The organism is Armatimonas sp. (assembly GCF_964826245.1).
In genome coordinates, this window is record NZ_CBAYMC010000004.1 from 17,424 (window position 1) to 42,404 (window position 24,981).

A 24,981-nucleotide genomic window follows, 5' to 3' on the forward strand; every position below is an offset into this window, starting at 1 on the left:
GTCTACTTGGGCATCGTGAAGACCTTGTTATCCACAGGCACATCCCAGTGGGTACTTTTGATGACCGTGACAATATTACCCATACTAGGGGTCTGCTGGATGCTCTTGTGTGGCACGATCACGCCGCCGCTCTTGCGGAAGTCTGAGTAGATTTCTGGGGCATCCGCGTCGCGGCGGAGCACAAAAAAGCTCTTGGTGGAGACATACTCGGTCATGCGCTCGCCGGATTTCGTGGTTTTAAGGAGCACATAGCACTCCTCGCCGTCGATTTTTTCGGTGCCCGTGATGGCGATTTTTTCAAAGAGCTTGCGCGGCTCCAGCAAGCCCATCGCCAGATCGACCTCCGCGCGGGCACGCTCGCTGTTTTGCATGGGCTGGGGCGGCAGGAAGCTAAAGCTAACCCAGATGGCTTTCCCATCATAGCCAGTGGCCATCCAGCCAATCTTCTTGCCAATGGTGGTGATACTGAGCCTCTGCGACTGTTTCCCCTGGCTCTGGTAGGTCTCGCCAGTGGCGAGCATGCCCTGGTTTTCAAAGTCCACCGTAATGGTATCCACGCGGCTCTTGTGCTTGCTCCAGGCGGCGCGTCCCCCTGCCGCCTCCAGCATCTTGGCCAGGAGCGCGTCCACGGCGAGCGGGGCAACATAGGCTACGGCTTTGTCTTTCACCAGCGTTAGTTTAGTTCCCGGCTGCTCCCAGGTCATGCCTTTCTCGTCGAAAGTGGCTTTCATCCCGGCAGGAACCGGCGGTGCGAGCTGGTAGACACGACCTCCGAGGTGCTGCATGGCGTAGGGCGGCTGGCCCGGAACCGTCAGCACGAGATGGTCTTTCTCAAAGCTAACTTTCATCGTCGCGGGGGGGGTCGTGCTCACGTAGCTCCCAGCTTCGTCTTTGGTGGGCACGGGAGATGGGGCTGGCTTGGGAGTATTGGAAGTTGTTGGATTTTTGTCTTCGGGCTTTTCACCGCTTAAGTTGCGCCAGACAATCTCCTGAATCTCGCTTGCCAGCGGACTGTCGCTGACATTGCTGAGCATCACCAATCCCCATTTCTTCTCGGGGATAAAGGCCACTTCGGCGTTGAAGCCATCAATATTGCCCCCATGCTCCACGACTTGGATGCCCTTCCACTTGGGCAGGAACCAGCCGTAGCCGTAGCCGATACTCGGCGTCATGGTCATCTGCTTGGTGGTCATCGCGGTGTAGCTCTGGGCGCTCAGTAGGGGCTTTGCCTCTTGCAGCATTGCCTCGACCCACTTTGCCATGTCTACCACCGAGGAGTTAATGGCTCCGGCGGGTGCCGTTGTGGCAATATCGCGCCAAACAAGAGGTTTCTGGGTTGCAGGATCGTAGCCGGTGGCGTGGTCTTTATCGGCGAGAGCTTTTTTTACGGAGAGCGTGCTGCGGGTCATGCCCAGCGGCGCGAAGATCTTCTGCTCGATCACTTGCTCATAGGGCATCCCAAAGGCGTTGGCCGCGATCTCCCCGGCAGCGGCAAAGAGAATATTCTGGTACTGAAACGCGGCTCCCAGCTTGGCGGTGGGCTTGGCGGTGCCCACTGCCTGGATCAGCTCTTTTCGGCTCAGCGTGCCCTCAGAAGCGAGCATTAAAAAATCCGTGCGGGGCAGGCCCGAGCGATGGCAGAGGAGATCTGAGACGGTAATTTTTGCGCTGGCCTCGGGGTCACGGAGCTGGAAGTAGGGCAGGTAGGTCACGGGGCGCTCTGTGAGCTTGACTTTCCCCGCGTCCACGGCCATCAGGACGGAAGCGGCAGTAAAAGCCTTGGTCGAGGAACCAATAGAGTAGAGCGTCTCCGGCGTGGCAGGGAGCTTCTTGGCCACATCGCGCAGGCCAAAGCCGTGTGTGTAGGCCAGCTTGCCGTCTTTGAGGACGGCGAGCGAGAGGCCCGGGATTTTGTACTTGATCCGCGCCGCCTCGACTTCTTTTTCCAGAGCCGAGAACTCAGCAGGAGCCTGAGCCGAGGCGAGCGCGGGGAGCGTGAGCGCAAAAAGCGAGACAAGAAAAGAGCGTTTCATCGCCTTTAAGATCGCACTCTGGGAGCAATTGTTACAAGCGACCGCTTTGCCAATTAGCGAGGACGTAGAAGTAACACCGAGTAGGGAGAGCTGAGAGCGTAGCGAAACGAGACGCTACCCACGATCAACCTCTCTGTGAAGCTATGACCGTGGGCTCCTAGGATCAGCAAGTCCGCGTGGGTTTCGGTCATGGTCTCGGCAATGGCATCGTCAAGGGGCTTGTCCAAGATGCGTGACTGCATCACGGGGGCCGAGTCGCCAAAGGCTGCGTCTAGGCGTGCAATTGTGTCGGCATTGCGCACGCGCAGGCTATGTTCGACTTGGTCGCCTGCCCCGACCCCACTCTCGCCTTTGGCCAGAAGCTGCTCGCGCATCGCAGCAATTGGGAAGGCGGTGAGTACGGTTAGCTCCGCAATGCCTAAGGGCAAGAGCTCCCCCAGAAGTGCCGCACACTGATCGGCGTAGGGCGAGTGATCCGTGGCGAAGACAGCATGTAGGGGGCGATCTGGAAGCTCTGTGGCGCGGGCTAGCAAGACACTCTCTTTGGCGTCCAGCACAGCGGCGCGGGCGACACTTCCCACAAAGGCAGTCTTCCAAGCGGGATCGTGCGACGCATTCAGGGCCAAGAGATGCGCCCCCGCAGACTCCGCTGTTGCCAGGAGCATGGTTGCTGGGTTTCCCGTGATGACAGTCTCTGTGAGGGGATAGGTAGAGCCCAGTGCCTCCGCGACATGGGTGACAGCCTCGCTAGAGTCTGGCCACTCTTGCCCTTCGTAGAACTGTGCCGCAACTCCAGAGAGTACGGGCATCAGCTCTCCTCCCGGGAAGACGGGCGGCGGAACCACATGGACGACTTCAATCTCGCCTCCCACAAACGCGATTTTTTTCAGAAGCGACACAACAGGCACATTGGCCTCCGGTGTCCGACTATCCACACCCAGTACGATTTTCATAGGCTTATCCTAGGGGCCTTTTGCCTCCATTGAATCGGCGCTTCGGCGGATTTGAGGTACAACAATGCCATGGTACAGATCGTGGTTCGCTACGAGGGAAATAAGAAATGTCAGCTTACCCATCCGGAAGGCATGACACTCACGACGGATGTCCCTAAAGACCTAGGCGGAGAGGCCACCGCGTTCTCCCCGACAGACTTGATCGCCTCTGGGTTGGTAACCTGCATTCTGACCACAATTGCGCTCTGGGGGGAGCGGCACCAGCTTGATTTAACAGGCATGAGCGCCACGGTGGAGAAAGAGATGAGCACAACCACAAACCGGATCGGGCGGCTTGCCGTGACTGTGAGCATCCCTACGGCGGCAGTTTCTGAGGAGCTACGGCCACGCTTGGAAGCGATGGGGCACCGTTGCCCGGTACACGCAAGCCTGCACCCCGAGATCGAGGCTCCGATTCTTTACCGCTATGTCTGATCTTTTGATCTTTTTCTGCAAAGCCGTAACCATCTGGGCCATAATAACGTTTAGCTAGGAGAAGGACTTTTGCCATGTCTGTCTTTACCGAAAATCCCGTTCTCTACAAAGAGATCACCACTCGCTTTCAGCTACGTCGCCAATCTAAGGCCAACCGTATTGTCATCTACTCTATCGTAGGGCTGATCATTCCCCTGTTCTACTGGTTCAGCATGCTGGCCATACTCCGTGACTCCAATGCGGCGCGTGACTCCTACGGGATCTTTCTCTGCGCTCTGGAAGTGAGCCTGGTGGTGTTCCTGACCCCAGCCATGCTGGCCTCGGCGATCACGCTGGAGCGGGAGAAGCAGACCTGGAACGCGCTTCTGCTCTCGCGGCTCACCCATAGCGAGATTGTGGCGGGCAAGTTTATCGGTGGGCTGATTCCCACCCTGATCGCGCTGGCGGTCTTTTTCCCGCTCAATATTATCGCGGCACTAGGGGCGGGCATAGGACTGGGGCAGTTTCTTCTCTCGCATGTCTTGCTGATGGCAACGATGCTCTTTTACGGGGCGGTAGGGCTCTTCTGCTCCTGGGTCTGCCGCCGCACCCAAGTGGCAACGGCGACAGCCGCGGGAACCGTGGCATTCTTCACCCTGGGCTCCCCGCTGGCGCTCTCACTCTGGCAGTCCGTGTCAGGCTACAGTGGTAGCTCCCGAGCCAGCGACTTTCTCCCCCTCTGGAGCAACCCGTACTACGCCATGGCCGAGCTGACCATGGAGCGCAGCGGTAACCCCGAAATCGCGATCTTACTGACGATAGGCTCGCTGATCGGCACCGTGCTGCTCTTGGTGCTTGTCACTCGCAGACTGGCCCAAGGCCCGAAAGAAATGAGCGCGTAGGCATCACCATGGCACTTGTTGAGATCAGTCATCTTCGTAAAGAGTACGGCGACTTAGTGGCGGTCAAGAACCTCTCGCTAACCTTGAACGAGGGAGAGATCTTTGGTTTTATTGGCCCCAATGGCGCGGGTAAGACCACGACCATCAAGATCCTGGCGACACTTTTAGATCCCTCAGCGGGGAGCGCGAAGGTGGATGGCATTGATGTCTCCCTTGACCCTGAGGCGGTTCGCTCCAAGATCGGCTACATGCCCGATGCCTTTGGGGTCTACGATGACTTTAAAGTATGGGAGTACTTAGACTTCTTCGCTGCTTCCTATCGAGTTCCCAAGGGCGACCGGCCCGGCCTCATTGACCTCGTTCTAGATCTGACCAACCTCTCCGTCAAGAAAGATGCCTATGTTGAGTCGCTCTCACGCGGCATGAAGCAGCGGCTCTGCCTGGCACGCACACTGGTACATAACCCGAAAGTATTGCTTTTAGACGAGCCTGCCTCGGGGCTAGATCCGCGTGCCCGCATCGAGATCAAGGAGCTGCTCAAAGAACTGCGTAACATGGGCAAGACGATCATTGTTAGCTCGCATATTCTCCCCGAGCTGGCGGACTTTTGCACGTCGGTGGGCATTATCGAGCGTGGCGAGATGATCGTCGCCGGCCCGATTGAGAAGATCATGAAAGAGGTGCTCGGCGGGCGCGTGCTGGAGCTACGCGTCCCTGAGGCGGATCGAACACAAGCGATGGCGATCTTGCGCTCCGTAGAGCACGTCCGTGATGTCGTGCTGGTGAGCGAGACAATCCGCGTGGACTACAATGGCACGCTCGACGATCAATCTAATGTTCTGCTGGCACTGATCCAAAACGGCGTCCGTGTGCAGACCTTCGCCGAGCAAGATACCGACTTGGAAGATATTTTCCTACGCGTAACAAAGGGCCTGGTGGCATAAAATGGCATTTTCCCTCTCCTTTGAAAACCCGATCCTGACCAAAGAGCTGCGCACGCGAATGCGTGGCGCGAAGGCGTTCTGGATTCTATTGCTCTACCTGGGGCTGCTCTCCGTGATTCTTGGGGGGACGTACTTAAGCTGGCTGACCAGCCAAGAGCGCCAAGGAGCCTACGCCACCCAGACCTACGACATGGGCCGGATGTTCTACGGCGTCATCTTCGCGGTTCAGGCGGCACTCGTAGGGCTTATCACGCCCGCTCTCACCGCGGGAGCCCTCTCTATCGAGCGGGAGCAGCGCACCTTTGAGGCCCTCGCCGTGAGTCCGCTCTCACGCCGGAGCATTGTGCTGGGCAAGCTGACCTCGTCAGTGGGCTTTGTCGGGCTGCTCTTGCTCTCATCGCTGCCGCTGGTGGCACTGTGCTTCCTGCTGGGGGGCGTCTCGCCCCAAGAGGTGTGCGCGGCCTATGTCCTGCTCATGGCCTCGGCGTTTCTCTATGGCGCAACCGGCATGGCCTACTCGTCGTTTGCCAAGAACACCACGACATCCACCGTGCTAACCTACGGTACGATTCTACTCTTCTTCGTGGGCACCCTCCCGCTGGTGAGCAGTATAAACTTCGCCTCTGCGAGCCTGAATAACTACGCTAAGCCGTTTTTGCTCTCGGTGAACCCGGTGGGCGCGATGCTGGCGGGCAACCTCACGGAGAGCTACTTTGGCCTCGCTATCCCCAGCTGGTTGGTCGGCCTGACGATTAACGGCCTGCTAGGCACGATTCTCACCCTTGTCGCCCTGCACCGAATCGAGTACCCCCGCACCGACCGCTCGCCACTTTTGCGTGGCCTCACCGCGCTCTTTATTGGCCTCATCTCCCTGGCGATCTACGGCAACGACCATTGTCACTACATCTACAGCTGGCTTCCTGCCCTCCTGATGCCCATCCTGACCGTGCTCCTTATCCCGATCTTCGTCTCCGGTGAGGGCTTGCCCAAGGGCTCGCTCAAGCAAGCATTCCGTCGGATTAAAGATGGCAACCCCGTTTCGGGCTTGTTCTACGGAGCCAGCATCATTGGGATACTTACTCTTGTTCTGTTAGGGCGAGGTGAGTATGATTTCCAGTCTCAGGTGCTGAGTAACGTTCATGTTTTAAGCAACCCTGAGTTCTCTGCTTGGAAGACGCGTGCCACCGACTGGTTCATTGTTGGAAAAGAGCTGGCAATCACGCTGAGTGCGCTCTTTGGCTTTGGCTCGCTCACGCTCCTCCTCTCGCAGAAGCTCAAGAATCGCTGGGGCGCGATGGCGCTCTCGTTTGTGGTCTTGGCCGTGGTGAACTTCCTGCCCTTTGCCGCCGAGGTGAATACCTACAACGAGAAGCATACGATCTTTATCAATGCCCTCTATCTCTCGCCCATCGCAAGTGTGGCTGGAAATACGGGCTATGGAAACAGTGGAATGCTCAGTAGCGATGGGGATGCACTGGTTTGGGGAACGTCGGCGATGCCTTGGATCAATATCGCTTTTACTAGCCTGCTCGGGCTGATCTCCCTGCGGCTCCTGAAGCGAGCCCGTAAGATCGCGGCGTAACGAACGCGAATCACCAATCCGCCTCATGAAATGAGGCGTCTGGGTAGCCTTCGGCTGCAAAGCCCGTGCCGGGCTACCGAGTCGGTTCCCCAGCCCGGCACGGGCTTTACGGCGCTTGCGCCACTGCAGACGCCTCATTTCATGGGGCGGCGGACGATTTTATTTTTTCAGCAGTGTGTCGAGCTCTTTATCGGTGAGCTTCTCTTTGCCGTCTTCGCTGAACTGAATGGCCTTCTTGGCGCTGGCAACCACGACCACGTTCTCCCCGACGGCGGCCCACTTGGCCCAGTCACCGCTGCGCCGCACGAGCGCGAAGTAGGCGTCGGAGTAGAGCTTGATCTTGACTAACTCCGTCTGCTTCTTAGGATCGTAGGTGCCGTCTTCCCAGTTTGTGCCGCGCTGGTAGAACGCCCGATTGCCCGCGTACTGAATCTGCCGCGCCTGCGCCTCCGCGAGCTTCTTATCCGCGCCGCTCTGGGACGTGATCGCCGCCAAATTGCCCGCTTGGTTCTGCGCCCGACCACCGCGTGCACTCTGACTCAGATTCACCGCACTCTCACCGCTGCGCATATCCGCCTTGGCCGCAAAGCCGCCTGCACCACCAAAGCCACCAGAGCTCGAGGGCGCTCCGGGGGCACCCAACTGCAGACGTCTTATGGGCTGATCGGCGGTGCCGGGCTCGGGGACGAACATCGCGGTGTAGGGGGTGAGAACGCCGAACTCCTTGGAGAGCCCGATGATCTGCTCCTCGATCTCTTTGCGCCGCGCCGGGTCTTTCTCATCGCGGATTTCATCGAGCAGATACCCGATCTTGCGGCTGGCCCAGAGGCGTGGCAAGAAGCTGGCCTCGGTGGAGACGGCGGCGAGCTTGGTGTCGAGCACGAAGCTCTGGGGCTTGCCCAGAACATCGCCCGTGAGGGTCACAGACATGCCCGAGCCCACCCCGTAGCGCCCGACTAAGACAAGCTGGCTGCCCTCGAAGAGATCGGGAAGCTCATCAGGCTTGGGGTAGATCTCGCCCGCACCCGCACCTGTCACTTTAAGCTTGAGGTTCTCCAGCACCGCCGTGCTGGTCTTGGCCACAAACTGGCTGGTCTTAATCTCGATGTCTTCATCGGGGCGCACGTAGTCCGCATCGCCGCTGAGCTTGCTGCCGACGCGGTCCAGAAACGGGACATCCACATCGTAGCCGACTCCAAAGACAAAGCACCGAGCGCGTTTCTGCGCAGCGCTCACGGCATTGCTCAGAATGGTCGCATGATCGCGCGTCCCCACGGTCGGCAGGCCATCGGTGAAGAACAGCAAGCGATTTCCGCTACTTTTCTCCGGGAACTGCTTGAGGCCATCGGTGAGGGCATCGTTGATATTGGTGCCCCCATCCGCGACAATCTCATCCACAAAGGCAGCGGCACGCTTGAGGTTATCGGGCGTCGCCCGAGCCGGCTCCGGCGAGAACTTGGTGACGGCATCGGAGAACGTGAGAATATTGAAGCTGTCTTGGGGGCGCAGCTTTCCCACGGCGAATTTTAAGGCGCTGCGTGCCTGCTCGATCTTCTTGCCCTGCATCGAGCCAGAGCGGTCCATCACCAGCACGACGCGGCGTGGCGGAAGATCCTTGAGCGCTGTTTTAGGGATATTGGGGCTGGCGATCACCATAAAGTAGCCGCTCTGGTGCAGGCCGCCGCCGATATGGGCGACTTGAGGCAGCGCCGTGTTGTAGCTGAGTAGCGAGAGCGCGACGGCACTGGTGTCTCTTGCTCCCACATAGAGCGCCAGCTCGGGGTGCTCCGCTAGCGCCCCTTCGTTCTTAGTGGACGACCACTCTGCGGAGACGCGGCCCGTGCCGTCCTCAAGCCGCTTAATGGTCACATCGTGCGTGGGCGAGTAGAGGCTCCCGGCGTTGCTGGCGACTATGCGCACGCTCACAAACGCGGGCTGCACTCCTCCGGGCAGGTGCGGCCCCGCCAGCGCCCAGACAAACTTCTTCGCATCGCCCTCGCGCGGGAGAACCGAGACAAGCCGCATCGTCACGCGCCGCTCGCCGCCCGCTGGAATCGGAAATACCCGTGCTCGCAGCAGCCCCTGCCCGACATAGCTCAGTAGCGCCGGGTCGCGCCGCTGCCGGACAATTTCTTCGTAGATTTTTGTGGCCTCGTCTTTATTGAGCACACGCGCCTCGAACTTCTGCTCGCCATCGTACATCGCGAAGTCTCGCACGGTCGCGCCACTTGGGATGGGGAAGACAAAGTCTGCCTCACCCTGCACCGTGCCTGCGTTCTTAAAGACATGCGAGACCTCAACCGTGGCGATCCCGTCTTTAATGTCCGCGTTGAGCGTGACCGACGAAACGGTGATCCTCTGCGTGGGACGCGGTGGAAGTGGAAACGGGCGCGGCGGCACGGGCCGAGTCGGCGGCTGTCCACTGGGCAGCTGTGCCCAAGTCACTCCAAGGTTCGTAAGAAGACCCGCTCCCAAAACTTGGAGGGCACGACGACGGTTAAATGCATTTTCCATAGTACTCTCTTAGTACCATCGTGAAACAAAAAGGTTCAATGTCGCTCTGCGGATATACTAGCTCTATGGCTGTGATTGATGAGAGCTGGTACACGCGTCCAGAGAGTGGTATCCGGGATCGGTTAGCGGCAGGTGGTATTATCGTGCGTAAAGACGAGAGCGGCAAGCTCTGGATCGCACTGACTACCGGCGAAGATATCAAAGTCACCACCGCGTATATTCTTCCGAAAGGTGGTGTGGATAAAGGCGAGGAGATCGAGACAGCAGCGCGGCGTGAGATCGAGGAAGAGGCGGGCTTCTCCCAGCTCCAGCTCGTCGAGAAGCTTGGCATCCGCGAGCGCCTGAGCTTTGATAAGACCCGCTGGACCACAACCCACTACTTTCTCTACACGACGAATGAGACCGAGCCACAGCCCACCGAAGTGGGGCGTGGCTATGTCACCCACTGGTTTGATTTCTCCAAGCCCCTGCCACCCCTGTTCTGGCCCGAGCAAGCCGCCCTCGTCGAGACGCATCGGGAACGGATTTTAGCGCTTGCTGTATCATAGTCATGGTTCATGTCACCCTGGTTGCGACCAGCTTAGATAGTAGCTCCAAGTCCCAGCACCTGGCACGCCACGCCGCGGGGCTTTTCGCGGAGCGCGGCATCCCGCACACGCTACTAGACTTGCGTGACTCACCAGAGCTTGCCGGGCCGCTGGAGCTGGCCACCCATATTATCTTCGCGGTTCCCATCTACAATTTCGATGTGAACGCTGCCGCCAAGCAGGTGATCGAGGATCATGGCGGGGCGCTGGAGGGAAAGACGGTGGGTTTTCTCTGTCAGGCAGGCGGCCAGCGTAGCTACATGAGCGTGATGAGCTTTGCCAACGCCCTCATGCTCGATTTTCGCTGCTGGATCGTCCCGCGCTTCGTCTACGCTACCGGCAACGACTTTGACGAAGGCCAGCTTGGGGAGACGGTTCGTGGACGGATTGAAGAGCTGGTAGAAACACTCTTGAAAGGAAACTAATGAATCCCTATATTCAGCGCTATATTTTAAGCGGTCTCCGTGCGACGCCGCAGGTCTATATCAAGCTCCTTGAGGGCATCACCGACGAAGAGGCGGACCGACGCCCCGATGCGGACCGCTTCACGATCCGCGAGGCCCTCGCGCACATGGCGGACTGGGACGAGATTTTCCGCACGCGTGGCGAGCGCATTCGCGACGAAGAAATCCCCCTGCTGCCCGGCTACGATGAAGGCCAGCTTGCCATCGAGCGAAACTACGCCACCATGCCTATTGCGGAGTCGCTTGCACGTTTTGTAACCAGTCGAGCCGCACTGCTGGCGTTTTTTGAGAGCCTCACCCCCGAGCAATGGAAGCGCCAGGGAAACCGTGATGAGATTGGGATGATTGATCTGAGTGATCTGTCTGTGATGATTCTAGGTCACGACGGCTACCACGCCGAGCAGTTTATTCAGTACCGCGACTGAGAGAAGACCGTGTGGAGCTGGCGAGCAACGGCCTCAAAGGTATAGCGGTCATGAACCGCCTCGTAGCCAGTGCTGGCGAGCTCCCTGCGGCGCTCGGGGGATGCGACAAGCTCTCCCAGACATTTCGCAAGTGCATCGGCATCCCCCTCAGGGAAGACAAGCCCTCCCCCCGTGGCTTGGATGACATTGGGAATCTCGCCGCTGTCGGAGCCCACCACAGGGATCTTGCAAGCCAGCGCCTCGATGAGAACACGCCCAAACTGCTCTTTCCAGTTTGACGCCGTGCGCGAGGGAAGCACTAGGATATCCAAGCAGCGCATGTAGCGATCCGCTTGGTTATGAGCCACGGAGCCCGTAAAGACAACGCGTTCGGCCACGCCACGCTCTGCCGCCTCAGCCCGTAGCCGTGCCTCCTCCACGCCTGAGCCCACGAGCAGTAGCTTTACCGTGTCAGGGAGCTTGGCGAGGGCTTGAATAATCAGCTCAACACCTTTTTCGGGGACGAAGCGGCCCATGTACCCAATCACCACAGCACCGGCAAGGCCCAGCTCCTGGCGAAGCGGCTCCTCACGTCCTGGCTGAAACTGCTCGATACTCGTGGCGTAGGGAATAACCAGCGAAGGACGCTTCAGGCCTTTCTTTATCATCACCTGCCGCGCTTCCTCTGAGTACGAGAGCGCTGTCCCTGCAGCTCTGTAGGAAAGCTGCTCAAACCAGCGAAACGGCGGGGGATAGTTTTTAAAGAGATTCTGATTGGTGTGAAAGAAAAAAGGAATCTTGAGCTGCTTGGCGAGAAGCAAAAACTGCAAGTTGCTTAAGCTCCAGGGCTCTTGCGTGGAGTAGATGACATCGGGAGCAAAGCGACGGATCGCCGCCATAGGAAGGCGTGGATAACAATGAAAGGTGATATGGCCTGGTTTCACGACAGGCACATGGTGAATCGGAAAGGTCGCCTCAGGATGGTGTGCTGAGAGAAAGCGCTTCCCATCGTACTCGCTGACCCACTCATACGGAACCACAAGCTCCACTCGTGTATCGGGGAGGCGATTGAGCTCGATAAAAAGGCGCTGATTCACATCCACGATACATGAGTGGCTGACAGCAAGAATCTTCACGTGGCCATTGTACCCTCACCGAGATGCCTGAACTTTCTGTACGAGCAGACAGCCCGTCAGAAACGCCGCGGACGAGATCAAGAAAGCGAAGGTATAGCCTAGGCCGCTGGAGGACTTGTTGCCTGCATCCACTAATAAGCCCACCGTGCCGGTGAGCACTTGCGGCGTGGAGACGCTCGCCTGCCAGATTCCCATGTCTTTTGCCGCATCCTCTGGGTTGGGCAGGACATCGGCGGCGAGGGCGTAGGAGGCGGATAAATAGACACCGTAGGCCAGCCCAAAGACCAGCGCGACGCAAAAAATCACCGTGAAGTTGGGGATCAGAGCAAAGGGAATCAGTGCGGCGGCCATTATCCAGCCACAAAGACGGATACTTTTCTTGCGCCCGATATTATCTACTAACTTTGCCGCAATCCCGGAGCCAATCGCCCCGGAGAGAGAGATCACCAGCGCCGCTGCCAGCGCCCCGTTCTTGGGCTGGCCGAGATCCAGCCCAAAGAGGGTGAGCTGGCGAACCCGATCTGAGAGATAGTTGCTGACATAGAGTAGGATTAAGTAGAAGCCAAAAGCCACTAAAAACCGCGCCAGCCAGACCCAGCGAAAGTCCGAGGAGCGAAACGGCTCCGTCCAGGACCTTAAAGAGAGCTTGGGTAGCAGTGGAAGCGGCTCATTCTCGTGGCGCTCGGGGGCGGCGGGCTCATGCCAGATGGCGAGGGTGATCACGGCGCAGACAATATTGATCACCGCCACGGCGAGATAGATCAGCCCAATCTTTCCCAGCCCCAGCCCAATTCCCACGGCGACGATCTGCGCGATCAGCTGGAGCATGCTCAGAATACCGCTGGCCTTGCCCCGGTGGTTCTCTGGCACCTGGTCGTAGATCAGGGCGGCGTACGGGCCGGTCGCCACATCGTCGGAGATCTGCAGGAACAGATAGGCAATCGCCATGAAAACAAGCGAGTTTGCCTGACCGAGCAAGAGAAGCGCGACACTGGTGAGTGCCGCGCCTATCGCCAGAAACGGGCGGCGACGGCCAAGGCGCGTTCGTGTGCGATCGGAGAGCCAGCCCATCACCGCTGGGCCGATCATCGCCTCAAACGCCCCGATGGCGACAATCATCCCCCACGCCCCGTTCTTCTCGCCACCTGGCACCACTTCGGCTACTTGGAGAGGCTGGAGCAGAAAGAGCACGAACCACTTCAGGCTGGTGACAAACCAGTAGGCACCCGTTCCCAGGTACCAAAACGGCTTGTCCTGAAACGTTGGTCTCACACTTCCCCCCTAACCCCCGCTGGGCGGGGGGACAAGTCGGAAGTTTCCTTATTTTTCCCCCGTTGCACGGGGGTTAGGGGGGAGAGCTTACTCATCGCCACGCAGCTCGGCGACTTCTTTTGCCCACTTCTTGAGAACTGCTTTTCGCTTCACTTTCAGTGTCGGGGTTAGCTCGCCACTGTCAATGGAGAAGACGGCGTTGATCAGTGTGAACTTCTTGACCTTCTCAAAGTCCGCCAGCGTGGTGGAGTTTGCATCAATCTCGGACTTGATCTTTTTCTTGTGATCTGCCTCCGCAATACCCGCCTCACGCAGCTTGTCTAAGTTCGGGACGACGAGTGCTGTGATGGAGTTCTGCTTGTCGCCGATGAGCACCACTTCGGTGATAAATGGGGAGTTCTTAAGCTTGGTCTCAATGGGCACGGGCGAGACATTCTTGCCGTTGGCCAGCACGATAATGTCTTTCTTGCGATCGGTGATCTTGAGGTAGCCATCGGCGCTGAGCTCACCGATATCGCCGGTGTGGAGCCAGCCCTCATCGTCGATCATATCCCGCGTGGCTTGCTCGTTGTTCCAGTAGCCCTTCATCACATTGGGGCCACGGTAGCAGATCTCGCCATCAGGAGCGATCTTGACCTCGCCCTCGTTGATGACCTGCCCCACGGTCCCCAAACGAACTGCATGGCCAGGGTTGATCGAGATCACGGGTGAGGTCTCGGTGAGGCCATAGCCCTCCAGTAAGTTCATGCCAAGCGCCCGCCAGAAGAGCGCCGTCTCCGGGTTGAGTGCTGCGCCGCCGGAGACCATCAGCCGGAACTTGCCACCAAACTCCTCACGAATCTTGTGGAAGACAAGTTTTTCGCCCGTGGCCCGCTGTAGGCTCTGCGCCATTCCGGGGCTCTTGCCTGCTTGCTCCGCGCGGATGCACTCTTTTGCGGCCTCCAGCGACTTGGTAAAGATCGCAAAGCGCACCTCACCCGCCTTCGCCGCCGCGCTCATAACCCGCTCCTGCATCATCTCCCAGAGGCGTGGGACGCAGAGCATGATGGTCGGCTGAAGGGTTTTCATCTCCTCGGCGAGGGTCTTGACACCTTCCGAGTAGGCGGTTGCAGCACCCGTGCCCAGCGAGAGATAGCAGCCAATGCGCTCAAACGAGTGCGAGAGCGGCAAGAACGAGAGGAAGACATCATGGGAGTCTACCGTCACGCCGCCTCGGGAGAAGAGCGCCAGCGCATTGATGACATTGCTGGTGAAGTTGTTGTGGGTGAGCATCGCGCCCTTCGGATCGCCGGTTGTCCCCGACGTGTAGATCAGGGCTGCCGTGTCGTGGGGCTGAACTGCCTGGCACGTCGCTGCGTACTCACCGGGGCCGAAGGGGTTCGCTTGTCCACGCTCCAGAAGCTGGGTAAACGACATCGCGTCACTGCCGGCCTCGCCCATCACCACGAGCTGGGTCAGGCTGGAGCACTCTGCCTGTGCAACTCTTGCATTGGCTAGCAGCTTGGCATTGCCCGCAATGAGAATCTTGGCGCCACTGTCATTGACAATAAAAGCCACTTGTGCCGGCGGAAGCGTCGGGTAGATAGACGTGTTGATCGCACCGAGCGCCTGGCACGCCAGATCGGTTATCACCCACTCCGGCTGGTTCTCGGCGTAGATCGCCACCCGGTCACCGTGCACGATCCCCAAGCTCCGCAGGCCTGCCGCTACCCTCTCCACTTTGGCGGCGAGCTCGGTGTAGGTAATGTCGTGCCACTCGCGCTCTTTTCGATAGCGCATCGCCACAGCGCTCCCGTGCGCGGCGACGGTCTTTTGAAAAAACTGTGTCAGTGTCTGCTCTGTCATTGTCTTGTGTCCTCTTGGCTTCCCATTTAGCCATCGTGGCGGCAAAAACCTGCCGCACAGAGCCACGCGAGAGTTAGGAGCACAGCGCTTCCCAGAGCCCAGTGCAGCATTGCGATTGTGATGACGTTTTCCATGCCTTGCATTTTAGGCCAAGGACTCCCCACCCCGCGCAGGGCATTGGGCCCAATTTGCGCGGGGGAGAGTCCTAGAAAACGTGAGCACTCTCCCTATTTTCTCGTGAGAAGCGCATCACTCCGCTCGTGCAGCTTCTGTTGGTACGCGCCATAACCATACTTTACCCGTCCATCCACAAAGGCGATATTGGGCGCTCCATGACGCGTCTTAGTAAGCGGCGGGCGCGGCTTTTGGTCAGGCGCGTCGGTTTCGTAGAGCAAGATCGTCTCCGAGGGATTTTCCAGCGTATCCAGATCAGTCTTAGAGAGACGCGGCTCCATCGCATAGCCATCGCCTGATTTTACTTCGGGACAACCTAAATTGTCTCCAGGTTTCAGATAGGGGCGCAGCTCCTCGCGCCAGTGGGCCGCATCTGGCAGATGGTTCTTATGCTCCTCTGCGTAGATAAGCAAAGCAAACGAGAGCTTTTTCAGATTCGCTTCACAAGTCATGCTTCGCGCCTTCATGCGTGCCGACGACGTGACATGGGCAAACTCTGAAATGAAGACGGCACCAAGCAGACCCGCAACGGCGATGCAGCCGAGTTTGTGCCCTGTACTTTTCTCACGCCAACTGCCCATTTCTGGCTTTTCCAGTGAGGCTACCGCGGGCCCACGTTCAAGCTTGCGCCCAAGATCTTCTCCGCGTTATTAAAGAACGTATCTTTGTCCTTGATCACCGCCTGAGGCGGGAGCGCGGGGCTCAGGGTTTTCGTGCCGGGGATTTTCTTGACGGCAGTGCCGATGGCCATGAACTCGATCAGACCGCTGCCTAAGTTGTAGACATAGGTCTTGATCCCCATCACATCGTCGGCCCCGACCAGCTCGGCGTCGGCTTTGATGCGCGTGATGGCGTTCGCACGTGCCTCGTAGATCAGCGAGCTCAGCTCCGAGATCTCGCCACGCACCAAAGACTTAAACGCGGCGGTGAAGCTGCCGACAAAGCCGAGGGAGTAGACGGAGACGCCTAAGACAAGCTGGATCGGCTGGTAGCCCATGTGCCAGATATTCCAGAGCTCCTCGTTGGTTAAATCACTGGTGATCGGGGCCTCGAAGTGGCGTGGATCGAGCTCGGCGTGGCGTGATGCCGTGCCGACCATGACCATCTCCTGCATCCCATTGAGCGGCAAGATCGTCGTCTGGATTCCGAGTACGGCGTTGGCTCCCACGGAGCGCGCCTCCTCCGTGATGCGCGTGAGCGCCCGGTGCCGTGTTGCGTTGAAGACATCGGAGAACTCTTTTACCTCGCCGCGTGCCAGGGAGCGCAGACCGCCCATCACCCCTCCACCGATCCCAATCGAGTAGGCCACATTGCCAAAAGCGAACTTGATCGGCATGAAGCCACAGTCGAGCTGGCAGTAGAGCTCTTGACCATCCGCCGACGTCGAGAACGCCAGCTTCTCGGACTTATTGCCCTCGTGGTGGATGCACGAGCCAATCGAGAGAAACTCGACATTGCCGGACTGCCAGATCAGCTCACTGGAAACGCCCGTGATCCCGATCCCGCCATGATGCTCGGCCTCTTTGATCATCCGATCCAGCGCACTCTGTCGTCCCTCGTGGACAATCTGCGTCACCTGCTCGATCTCGCCGCCCATCATGGTCTTGAAGCCCGCCCCCACCGAGCCCACAAAGCCCATGGAGTAGACACTGTTGCCAATCACCAGCTCGCCCGGTGCAAAGCCCTTCAGGTGCAAGCAGAACATCTCGTTGCCGGAAAGCCCTGTCATAATCGCCACTTTGTTTTGTCCTTATCACCCTATTCTACGCGAGATTCCTGCTTCGCGAGAACTTTCTCGCGGAGTGGGACGCGGGTCCAGATGTACCAGAGGCCGATGAGCCCTAGTGCGATGCAGCCGATCTTGCCCCAGAGCAGGCGGATGGCAAAAAGTGAGCTGATACTCACCGCGAGCGAGAGGCTGATGGAGGCGAACCACTTGGCTTTGAGGGGCATTCCGAGCCCTGCACGGTAGTCCTGAAGGAGCGGTCCGACGAGGGGCAGGTTCAGGAGCCAGAAGAGAAATTTCTCGCTGCTCCGGGAGAAGCACCAGGCCGCCGCGACAAAGAAGCCCGTCGCAGGCAAGCCTGGCACCACAATTCCCACAAACCCCAGCCCGACACACAGAAAGCCCAGAGTCAGCCAGAGGTAGCGCATATACTAGCGAGTATACCGCGGACTCTGGGCAAGAGTGGGGAGCAAGAGGCGGGCGATTCGGGCGATGCTTCTCGCGTCATCGGGGGCACTGTGGGGCCGTCCCGCGTGGGTAAGGTTCAGATGGCGCAGCGCAGGCCCGAGACCTGTGGGTCTGAGAGTACGGGGGTTCCTACGGGGCGCACCAGCATCCCAAACTCGCTAGAGACTGCCGCTGCCGTACGCGCCGACGAAAGCTCAACGGCCCCGATCTCCAGAATCTCGGTTCTCTCTGGTGAGACCTGCTCCTCCCAGCTTGTCGCCTCAATGTCAAAAATCACGTATCGCATGGTAATGGTTGTATCGTAAAAAAACTCTGGTTTGCTAAAATTTACTTCCAGTTGGAACTATTTTGACGGAGTGGGGTTTAATAAAGCAGGAGGATAATTGAGATGATGACAATACGACGATCGAATGAGCGAGGACATGCCAACCGTGGCTGGCTGGATGCCTACCACTCGTTCTCTTTTAACACGTACCACGACCCGGACAACATGGGTTTTGGCCCACTACGCGTGATCAACGAGGACAAGTTTGGGCCGAGCCGAGGTTTTGGGATGCACCCGCACGAGAACATGGAGATTATCACGTATGTGCTCTCTGGCTCCTTGGCGCACGAGGATAACACGGGGGGCAAGGGGATTTTGAGGCCCGGCGACATCCAGCGCATGAGTGCCGGAACCGGGGTTTTTCACAGCGAGGCCAATGCTTCGGATACCGAATGGCTCCATCTGTTTCAGATCTGGATCGAGCCCAATATTCTAGGAGCCGCGCCGCGCTACGGCGAGAGCCATATCCCCGAGAGCGCAAAGCGGGGCAAGTGGGCCGTGGTAGCCTCAGGCACAGGCCGCGAGGGCGCGATGGAAATCTACCAGGATGCGGAGCTTCTGACAACGCTTTTAGAGCCGGGCGAGAGCCGGGAGCACACGCTGGCCACGGGCCGCCTGGGCTATGTGCATATTGTCGCGGGGGAAGTGACCGTCAATGGGCAGCTTCTGGCAACCGGCGATGCGGCGAAGCTGGAGCAGGAGACTCTCGTGACGCTACAGGCCCATGCGGCAAGTGAAGTGCTCCTCTTCGACCTTCCCGGAGATTAGGGCTATAATGCCCTATGCCGACCCATTTCGTGGGGCCTGACTCGCAGAAGCAGGCGCTGGATACCTACATCAAGCTCATGCGCGCCGCCGAGTCTGTGGCACGGCGCGCTCTGAGCTGTCTCCAGGACTCCGGGCTGACCGAGGGCCAGTTCGGGGTTCTGGAGGCACTCTACCACCTAGGGCCACTCAAGCTCTCTGATCTGGCCCGTAAGCACCTGCGGAGTCCCAACAACCTAACTGTCATTGTAGACAACCTGGAGAAAAGTGGACTGGTGCGCCGCCAGCGCTGCGAGCACGACAGGCGCATTGTCTTTGTTCACTTGACGGAGCCTGGGGAGCAGCTTATCACGAGCCTCTTTCCCAAGCACGTTGAGGCGGTGGCAAAGGAGATGTCTCTCTTAACGGAAGAGGAGCGTGAGCTACTCGATGGGCTCTTACGACGACTGGGAAAAGGCGTCGGCTAGCGTTGCGGGTATACTGAGGCCATGAATCGTCGTCATTTTCTCGCACTCTCTCTCTCGGGAGCACTTATCGCTACGGGGGGGAGCTGTGGCAAAAAGCAAGAGACTCCCGCGCCGCCTTCTGGCGAAGGAAAGAAGATCAAGGCAGGGCTGGTCACCGATACCGGCGGTGTGGGTGATAAGTCTTTTAATGCACAGGCCTGGGCGGGGCTCCAGAAAGCGGAAAAAGAGCTGGGAGCGCAGGTGAAGTATGTCGAGTCCAAACAAAATGCGGACTATGTCGCCAACCTCACTAAGTTTGCGGAAGCCAAGTACGATGTGGTCTTTGCCGTTGGTTTCTTGATGCAAGATGCCCTCAAGGAAGTTGCGTTTAAGTTCCCAAAAGTCAAGTTCGCGATTATTGATGGCGATGCGCCTTCGTCGTCTAACTGCGTAGCCTATAAGTTTCGCGAGGAAGAGGGCTCGTTCTTGGCGGGCGCACTGGCAGCCTCGGTGAGTAAGTCAGGCGTGCTGGGCTTTGTGGGGGGGATGGAGATGCCGCTCATTAAGAAATTCGAGTACGGCTACCAAGCAGGGGCATTTACGATCAAGCCCGATATCCAGACCCGCGTGGCCTATGTCGGCGACTTCAACGACTCACAAAAAGGCATGGAGCTGGCGCTCTCTCAGATGGGAATGCGAGCGGATATTGTCTACCATGCGGCGGGCAAAGCGGGAATTGGCGTGATCAAGGCCGCCCAGACCAAGGGTGAGGGGTACTACGCCATCGGGGTGGACAAAGACCAGGACGATGAAGCGCCGGGGCGTGTGCTGACCTCTATGGTCAAGCGTGTAGATGTGGCGGTCTTTGATGTTTGTAAGCAGGTGAAAGAAGGCCACTTCAACAGTGGGACAGTAGAGCTGGGCCTGAAAGAGGACGGCATTGGGCTCTCGGTGATGAAGAATACTAAAGACAAGATCCCTGCCGATGTCCTCAAGAAGATTGAGGAGCTCAAGCAGGAGATTATTGAAGGAAAGCTCAAGCCCCCTGCCGATGCGCGCGGCTTTGATAACTTCACCAAGGCAAAAGTGGGTAACTAGACGGGCAGTGGCAGCTTAACGCCCTGGTTGGCAAGCTTGTCCGCGAGGGCGTTTTGCTCGCGTCGGACATGGACGACTTTGGCTTTATCGAACTTGCTCAGCAGGCGCTTGGCCTCGGCAAAGAGTGGCTCTAGCTCCGGCGACTTGACTTTATAGAGCCCGGCGATCTGCTTGGCCATCAGCTCGGAGTCCGTGCGAACTTCCACCTCGCTTGCGCCCTTGAGGAGTGCTTCCTGCAAGCCACGTAGCAGCGCCGTGTACTCAGCGGCATTGTTGGTTGTGTCGCGAAGGCGCTCCGCGAGGGTGTGAAACGGCTCCGCCTCGCCGTCGCGCCAGAACGCCACGCCAATCCCTGCGGTTCCAGGGTTGCCCTTGCTCGCCCCATCGGTGTGTAGGATCATCTTCATGCGGGCCATTGTACCGCCTCGAAGGCTTGTGCGTAGAGCCAGTGGCCAAAGTCATTGGGATGGTTGATATTGTTTCCCAAGAGCGAGGGCTGGTCCTTGCGCCTTAGCACCTGCTCCCAGGTGGAAAATACATCGACATAGGCCACGCCCGCCTCGCTCGCTGCTTGCTTGGTCGCGGTGGCAAACTGCGCCATGCGGTGCGTCCCGTAGTGCCAGTCGTCGTTGGGGGGAAAGGCGGAGAATAAGATCACGCTTGCGTCTTTGCGCTCCCGAATCAGCTTGGTGAGCGCGACCAGGTTGTTCTTAAAGACCTCAGGTTCGACGCTGCCCCGGTTGTGATCGTTCATCCCAAAACCCACCAGCACCAAGTCCGGCTTCTCGCACGTCCCCAGGGTCGTCACAGGCCGCAGCGACTCGGGCTTCTTGTCGAACCAGTCGATTCCCTGTCGCGACGTGTACCCGGAGAGCGAGAGATCCTCTATCGTGATCGCCGCTTTGGGGAACTTCTTGCCAAGCGACACTGCCCAGCGCCACTGGAAGCGCAGCGCCTGCTCCGAAGCCTCACCGCCCGCTGTAATGCTATCGCCGTAGCTCACAATCTTAAACGGCCCACCCGCTTGTAGCTTCTTCTTCACCTCAGCCAAGGAGCGCGTCTGGTCGTTGCGCCGCGCCCAAGAGATTTTCTCGGGTGTCTTGTAGTCCGCCCAGACAAACCACGGATGGTTGGTGAAGCCGGGAAACTTAGTATGGTCGAAGTCTTTCTGGCCAAAGAGTGGGTTGGTAGCAAAGTCGGGGATGCGCGAGCCGGGAGTGCGTGCCAGAGTCCCTTTGGCATCGTCCACCACGTAGTCCCGTCCCTCGGTGTAGACAACGCTCCCGGGCCTATCGGGCAGAAACGTGCTGCGCACCGTCACGCTACCCTTTGTCACGCGCTCCACGCAAAACTTGCCGGGCTCGGTGCGGGTGAGCACAAAGCTCTCTCCAAAAATATCCATCTTAGAGCATGTTGTACCCGAGATTAGTCTTTCGTGTCGCTTTCAGAGTGGCTCGCCAGCAGTTTGAGTAGCTCTTTTGCAGCAAGCTCCGACGACTATCGATGGCATAGGGCATTGTACCCAGGCCAGACGCGCTCAAACTCCGTCAAAAGCCCCACGCGAAGAGCATAGAAGTCGGTTACAGTAGGACATGAAAGAATCCGAGTTTGTTCGGCGGCTTCGGCAAGAAGTGGAACACTGGCACGACGAGGGCCTGGTGGACGCCGCTCTCGCTGAGCGCTTGCTGGCGCGCTACGACGGCCAAGATGGCCCGGCGCGTAGCAAGATCGCGGTGGTACTCTCGTTTCTGGGGGCGCTTCTGATCGGGATCGGGATGATTGTCTTTGTGGCCTCCAACTGGGCGGTGATCCCTGGCGCGGCAAAGCTGGGTGGCCTGCTGGTAGCGATGATGCTCGCGTACTGGGGGGGCTTTCGGCTACGCTATGTCGGGGAGAGCTACCACGGAACAGGCAATGCGCTGCTCTTTCTGGGCGTCTTGCTCTACGGCGCGAATCTCTTTCTGGTGGCGCAGGCCATGCACATCAACGCCGAGGCACCGTCGCTGCTGGTTCTCTGGGCCGTGGGCGTGCTGCCGCTGGGCTGGCTCTTGGAGTCACGGGCGATGCTAGGGCTGGGGCTGATTCTGCTCACCATCGCACTGGGCGTGGAGTCCGCGTTCTGGTGCGACGGGCCGGGCGGGTTCTGCGCAGTCTTCCTGCTCTGGGGCACGCTCTTGGTAGCGCTGGGCCGCTTGGTTCCCCGCCTCACCGGGCTTGCCGAAGGGCTGGGCGTGTTTATGCTCTTGGCCACCTTGACTATTCTCGCCGATTTTGGACTCTCCCTCCATAACTATCCCGGCACCGAGTGGGCCTATCTTGCACCGGGCGGGAAGCTTCGGCTCGTGGGACTTGGAATCGGTACGCTGGCTACCACCTTGGTGCTGCTCTTTCGGAGAGGCCAAGAGCCGCTGGAGCGTGGCGAGGGGCTGGGATTACTGGCGCTGACACTGCTCGCAGGAGGCTTGCTTGTCGGTGGGGGACTCGACGAAGCCCTGCTCCGGACGGGCTTTAACATTCTCCTGCTCTTGGTAATTATAGGCGTGCTCTGGATCGGCTACGAGCGCCGGGAGCCGGGCTGGGTGCAGCTGGCGCTGGCGTTCTTTGCGCTGGAGGTGCTGAGCCGCTATGTCGAGCTACTCTGGGAGCAACTCCCGATGGAGGTTTTCTTCCTGAGCGCAGGAATTGTCCTGCTGGGCGGCGGGCTGGCGCTGGAGCGGGTGCGGCGGACACTGCTCAAAAAACTGGCGGAGAGGGAGTAAGACAATGCGACAGTTCCCAAGACATTTTGCACTGCTCGTGGCTATCCAAGTGGCACTGGTACTCGGGCTCCTGGGAGTGCGGCAGCTGACGCTCCGCACGGGGCAGTCGGTTCTGCTGCGTGTCGAGCCGATCGACCCCGTGGATTTCTTCCGCGGCGAGTATATCGTGCTCAGCTACAGTGTTTCGGAAGTGCAGAGTAGCTGGCTGGTGGGGCCACCTTTGCAGAAAGGAGAGACGGTCTACATGGCCCTCGCGCGGAGTGGGCGCTTTGTGGAGCGTGCGGAGGTCTCCCGCACGCCCCCGACAGATGCCTTCGCGTTTCTAAAGGGCACGGTGACCAGCGCGGACAAGACCCACTGCCGCGTCGCCTACGGGATCGAGAGCTGGTTTGTTCCCCGCGGGAAAGGCCCGGAGCTGGAGCGCGAAGGACGGCGCAACGACCGTCAGCTCATCGCCGAGGTGCGGGTAGACTCGCAAGGGCATGCCGTCTTAAAAGCGGTCACGGTCGAGGCCAAGCGCCCTACTTCCACTCGGTAGTCATGCGCCTTTCTTCAGCTCGCCGACGATCAAGAGCGCGCCGGGATAGAACGCTTTGTCGTTAAAACGAGCCGGATTGTCCATTTTTTCTTGGCGTTGCGCCAGAATCTTCACTTTGTCAGGCTGGTCGGGGTGAAGCTCTATCTTGACCGTATGGAGCGTATCCGGCAGATCCGCCGAGGCAGTGTCAGCGGTGCGGTTATGCGCTTTTCGTGGAAACTTGCCACCTGCGAGCGATTAAGGACTTTCCCGAGACAGCGCTTCTCTCCCAGATCAATGCCCCTGAGAACCTGCTCTATCTCTGTCCAAATTGCCACCATGAGCTCGACGCTGGGCTTTTGGTGTGGAAAGGTGAAATAGCGGCATCCGGACTTGAACCGGAGACCTATGGGTTATGAATCCATCGCTCTAACCAGCTGAGCTATGCCGCCAAGATCGCGACGGTAATTCTATCGCGTTTCCTCTTTCTTTGCAACACGCCGAATTCGGTGGTTGAGGGTATCGCCAATGTAGAGCGCCCCATCAGGGCCAATCACGACGCCGTGGGGACGGTCTAGCCCTGCCTCGCTCGCGGGGCCACCGTCGCCGCCAGAGCCCTTGCGCCCGCCCGCCACCGTCGAGATCACGCCTGTTTTGGCATCAATGCGCCGGATCGCGTGGTTCTCAGTGTCCACGATAAACAGATTTCCGTTTTTGTCGCACGCCGCGCCTTTGGGGCCGTTGAAGGTCGCCTCTTTAGCCGGGCCACCATCGCCCGTGTAGCCTTTCTTACCCGTTCCCGCAATCGTGGTGATTACGCCCTTCTCATCCACTTTACGCACGCAGTTCCCCTCACGCTCGATGATATAGACGAGGTTTTTGTAGCAGCAGACCGCCCGTGCGCCGAAAATCTCGGCCTGGGTTGCCAAACCTCCATCGCCGGAGTGGGCACGCTTGCCCGTGCCTGCAAAGACCTGCGGCGAGGTTTGCGCTGCGCTGAGACGGTAGATCAGGCACGCTTTCACATCGGCGATATAGAGCCAGCGGCCATCGGGCGAGGCTGCGACATCGTGCGGCTCTTGAAATGCAAAGTCGTGTGGTTTGGCATCACGGTAGATTCTGTGGCTGAGCCGATGCGCCGTCCAGACCGCCTCGCCCAGTACGGCCACGGCAACGAGATCCTCCGGTTTCGCTCCGGGCGTCTCGTAGATCGTGGTGATCTTCGTTGTCTTTGCCTCGATGCGCCTCAGTGCGTTTACCCCGGCCTCAGCCACAAATAAGTTGCCTTTTTTATCAAAGGCCAGCGTGAACGGGTCTTGAATTCCCGCATCTTTTGCCATGCCGCCGTCGCCGCTGTGCTCAGGCTTCCCATTGCCTGCAAAGGTTGTGATGATGTCCATGGCGAAGATTATACTTATGTTACGCACTCTTGGTATAATTCACGTTCAAAATTACATCTCTTTTCTAACCATTGGTGCTATTTCAAATCGGCACCCAAGCCGTACTGATGCTCTTTTTGTCGCCACCAAATAATGCTGTGGCCATATCCGTCACCAAATTCCAGGCAGCACAGGCAAAGGCAAGATGACTCTCAATACCGGGCCAGCCACGCTC

The 24,981-nt window shown here is 58.7% G+C and carries 25 protein-coding genes, 1 tRNA gene and 1 pseudogene; 13 read left to right on the forward strand and 14 right to left on the reverse strand.

The features are described 5' to 3' along the window. Window positions 1-2 precede the first annotated feature (2 nt). Together AC1XOS_RS01070 and AC1XOS_RS01075 are read right to left on the reverse strand one after the other, a co-directional pair. The gene (locus AC1XOS_RS01070) at window positions 3-2,033 is read right to left on the reverse strand and encodes a serine hydrolase (RefSeq protein ID WP_481960364.1); all 2,031 of its coding nucleotides are present in this window, start codon (window positions 2,031-2,033) and stop codon (window positions 3-5) included. A 53-nt stretch (window positions 2,034-2,086) separates the two neighbouring features. Then, window positions 2,087-2,986, reverse strand: coding sequence for a universal stress protein (locus tag AC1XOS_RS01075; protein ID WP_481960365.1), 900 nt, complete (start codon window positions 2,984-2,986; stop codon window positions 2,087-2,089). A 69-nt stretch (window positions 2,987-3,055) separates the two neighbouring features. On the opposite strand from AC1XOS_RS01075, the gene AC1XOS_RS01080 reads away from it, so the two are divergent. The 4 genes from AC1XOS_RS01080 (at window position 3,056) to AC1XOS_RS01095 (ending at window position 6,867) form a co-directional block, all read left to right on the forward strand. Next, window positions 3,056-3,460, forward strand: a complete 405-nt coding sequence (locus AC1XOS_RS01080; protein WP_481960366.1) for an OsmC family protein — start codon at window positions 3,056-3,058, stop codon at window positions 3,458-3,460. A 74-nt stretch (window positions 3,461-3,534) separates the two neighbouring features. Beyond that, window positions 3,535-4,341, forward strand: coding sequence for an ABC transporter permease (locus tag AC1XOS_RS01085; protein ID WP_481960367.1), 807 nt, complete (start codon window positions 3,535-3,537; stop codon window positions 4,339-4,341). Window positions 4,342-4,349: 8 nt separating this feature from the next. Continuing rightward, complete coding sequence (locus AC1XOS_RS01090; protein ID WP_481960368.1) at window positions 4,350-5,285, forward strand: ABC transporter ATP-binding protein; 936 nt, start codon at window positions 4,350-4,352, stop codon at window positions 5,283-5,285. Between the two features lies 1 nt (window position 5,286). Continuing rightward, complete coding sequence (locus AC1XOS_RS01095; RefSeq protein ID WP_481960369.1) at window positions 5,287-6,867, forward strand: ABC transporter permease; 1,581 nt, start codon at window positions 5,287-5,289, stop codon at window positions 6,865-6,867. A gap of 159 nt (window positions 6,868-7,026) precedes the next feature. Here the strand turns inward: AC1XOS_RS01095 and AC1XOS_RS01100 are convergent, their stop codons facing one another. Continuing rightward, window positions 7,027-9,381, reverse strand: coding sequence for a VIT domain-containing protein (locus tag AC1XOS_RS01100; protein ID WP_481960370.1), 2,355 nt, complete (start codon window positions 9,379-9,381; stop codon window positions 7,027-7,029). Between the two features lie 65 nt (window positions 9,382-9,446). Between AC1XOS_RS01100 and AC1XOS_RS01105 the strand changes: the two genes are divergently transcribed. From AC1XOS_RS01105 to AC1XOS_RS01115, 3 genes are read left to right on the forward strand one after another with little or no spacing between them, the layout of a single operon-like run. Further along, window positions 9,447-9,929: an NUDIX hydrolase gene (locus tag AC1XOS_RS01105; RefSeq protein WP_481960371.1), complete on the forward strand. Its 483-nt coding sequence runs from the start codon at window positions 9,447-9,449 to the stop codon at window positions 9,927-9,929. Window positions 9,930-9,931: 2 nt separating this feature from the next. Next, on the forward strand, window positions 9,932-10,393 hold the full coding sequence (locus AC1XOS_RS01110; protein ID WP_481960372.1) for an NADPH-dependent FMN reductase: 462 nt from the start codon (window positions 9,932-9,934) through the stop codon (window positions 10,391-10,393). Next, complete coding sequence (locus AC1XOS_RS01115) at window positions 10,393-10,857, forward strand: DinB family protein (RefSeq protein ID WP_481960373.1); 465 nt, start codon at window positions 10,393-10,395, stop codon at window positions 10,855-10,857. The genes AC1XOS_RS01110 and AC1XOS_RS01115 overlap by 1 nt, the downstream gene beginning before the upstream one ends. On the opposite strand, the gene AC1XOS_RS01120 is transcribed toward AC1XOS_RS01115, so the two are convergent. From AC1XOS_RS01120 to AC1XOS_RS01150, 7 genes are all read right to left on the reverse strand, one after another. Beyond that, window positions 10,842-11,972: a glycosyltransferase family 4 protein gene (locus AC1XOS_RS01120; RefSeq protein ID WP_481960374.1), complete on the reverse strand. Its 1,131-nt coding sequence runs from the start codon at window positions 11,970-11,972 to the stop codon at window positions 10,842-10,844. The two genes, AC1XOS_RS01115 and AC1XOS_RS01120, sit on opposite strands and share 16 nt — an antisense overlap. Window positions 11,973-11,987: 15 nt before the next feature. Further along, complete coding sequence (locus AC1XOS_RS01125) at window positions 11,988-13,244, reverse strand: MFS transporter (RefSeq protein ID WP_481960375.1); 1,257 nt, start codon at window positions 13,242-13,244, stop codon at window positions 11,988-11,990. A gap of 87 nt (window positions 13,245-13,331) precedes the next feature. Continuing rightward, a complete protein-coding gene (locus AC1XOS_RS01130) occupies window positions 13,332-15,089 on the reverse strand; it encodes an AMP-dependent synthetase/ligase (protein ID WP_481960376.1) in 1,758 nt (585 codons plus the stop codon). 227 nt (window positions 15,090-15,316) lie between these two features. Continuing rightward, complete coding sequence (locus tag AC1XOS_RS01135; RefSeq protein ID WP_481960377.1) at window positions 15,317-15,844, reverse strand: DUF1559 family PulG-like putative transporter; 528 nt, start codon at window positions 15,842-15,844, stop codon at window positions 15,317-15,319. A gap of 20 nt (window positions 15,845-15,864) precedes the next feature. Beyond that, the gene (locus AC1XOS_RS01140; RefSeq protein WP_481960388.1) at window positions 15,865-16,992 is read right to left on the reverse strand and encodes a heavy metal-binding domain-containing protein; all 1,128 of its coding nucleotides are present in this window, start codon (window positions 16,990-16,992) and stop codon (window positions 15,865-15,867) included. Window positions 16,993-17,021: 29 nt separating this feature from the next. Then, window positions 17,022-17,417 carry a YbaN family protein gene (locus AC1XOS_RS01145; RefSeq protein ID WP_481960378.1) on the reverse strand — a complete coding sequence of 132 codons (396 nt, stop codon included), beginning with the start codon at window positions 17,415-17,417 and terminating at the stop codon, window positions 17,022-17,024. A 116-nt stretch (window positions 17,418-17,533) separates the two neighbouring features. After that, window positions 17,534-17,743, reverse strand: coding sequence for a hypothetical protein (locus AC1XOS_RS01150; RefSeq protein ID WP_481960379.1), 210 nt, complete (start codon window positions 17,741-17,743; stop codon window positions 17,534-17,536). Between the two features lie 102 nt (window positions 17,744-17,845). Between AC1XOS_RS01150 and AC1XOS_RS01155 the strand changes: the two genes are divergently transcribed. Genes AC1XOS_RS01155 through AC1XOS_RS01165 form a run of 3 tightly spaced genes read left to right on the forward strand, consistent with a single transcriptional unit; the run spans window position 17,846 to window position 20,091 of the window. Then, a complete protein-coding gene (locus AC1XOS_RS01155) occupies window positions 17,846-18,550 on the forward strand; it encodes a pirin family protein (RefSeq protein ID WP_481960380.1) in 705 nt (234 codons plus the stop codon). Between the two features lie 14 nt (window positions 18,551-18,564). Beyond that, window positions 18,565-19,014, forward strand: a complete 450-nt coding sequence (locus AC1XOS_RS01160; protein WP_481960381.1) for a MarR family winged helix-turn-helix transcriptional regulator — start codon at window positions 18,565-18,567, stop codon at window positions 19,012-19,014. A 21-nt stretch (window positions 19,015-19,035) separates the two neighbouring features. Then, on the forward strand, window positions 19,036-20,091 hold the full coding sequence (locus AC1XOS_RS01165) for a BMP family lipoprotein (protein ID WP_481960382.1): 1,056 nt from the start codon (window positions 19,036-19,038) through the stop codon (window positions 20,089-20,091). On the opposite strand, the gene AC1XOS_RS01170 is transcribed toward AC1XOS_RS01165, so the two are convergent. Both AC1XOS_RS01170 and AC1XOS_RS01175 read right to left on the reverse strand, forming a co-directional pair. Continuing rightward, a complete protein-coding gene (locus tag AC1XOS_RS01170) occupies window positions 20,088-20,498 on the reverse strand; it encodes a ribonuclease HI family protein (RefSeq protein ID WP_481960383.1) in 411 nt (136 codons plus the stop codon). The genes AC1XOS_RS01165 and AC1XOS_RS01170 overlap by 4 nt on opposite strands. Next, window positions 20,495-21,493, reverse strand: a complete 999-nt coding sequence (locus tag AC1XOS_RS01175; RefSeq protein ID WP_481960384.1) for an SGNH/GDSL hydrolase family protein — start codon at window positions 21,491-21,493, stop codon at window positions 20,495-20,497. The genes AC1XOS_RS01170 and AC1XOS_RS01175 overlap by 4 nt, the downstream gene beginning before the upstream one ends. Window positions 21,494-21,683: 190 nt before the next feature. Between AC1XOS_RS01175 and AC1XOS_RS01180 the strand changes: the two genes are divergently transcribed. The 3 genes and pseudogenes from AC1XOS_RS01180 to AC1XOS_RS01190 form a co-directional block, all read left to right on the forward strand. After that, window positions 21,684-22,850, forward strand: a complete 1,167-nt coding sequence (locus tag AC1XOS_RS01180) for a DUF2157 domain-containing protein (RefSeq protein WP_481960385.1) — start codon at window positions 21,684-21,686, stop codon at window positions 22,848-22,850. Between the two features lie 4 nt (window positions 22,851-22,854). Further along, window positions 22,855-23,388, forward strand: coding sequence for a GDYXXLXY domain-containing protein (locus AC1XOS_RS01185; protein ID WP_481960386.1), 534 nt, complete (start codon window positions 22,855-22,857; stop codon window positions 23,386-23,388). Between the two features lie 197 nt (window positions 23,389-23,585). Continuing rightward, window positions 23,586-23,786: pseudogene (locus AC1XOS_RS01190) on the forward strand (HNH endonuclease); the annotation flags it as partial. Here AC1XOS_RS01190 and AC1XOS_RS01195 read toward each other — a convergent pair. Next, window positions 23,746-23,819, reverse strand: a tRNA-Met gene (locus AC1XOS_RS01195). The pseudogene AC1XOS_RS01190 and the gene AC1XOS_RS01195 sit on opposite strands and share 41 nt — an antisense overlap. An 18-nt stretch (window positions 23,820-23,837) precedes the next feature. Further along, a complete protein-coding gene (locus AC1XOS_RS01200; protein ID WP_481960387.1) occupies window positions 23,838-24,767 on the reverse strand; it encodes an NHL domain-containing protein in 930 nt (309 codons plus the stop codon). Between the last annotated feature and the right edge of the window lie 214 nt (window positions 24,768-24,981).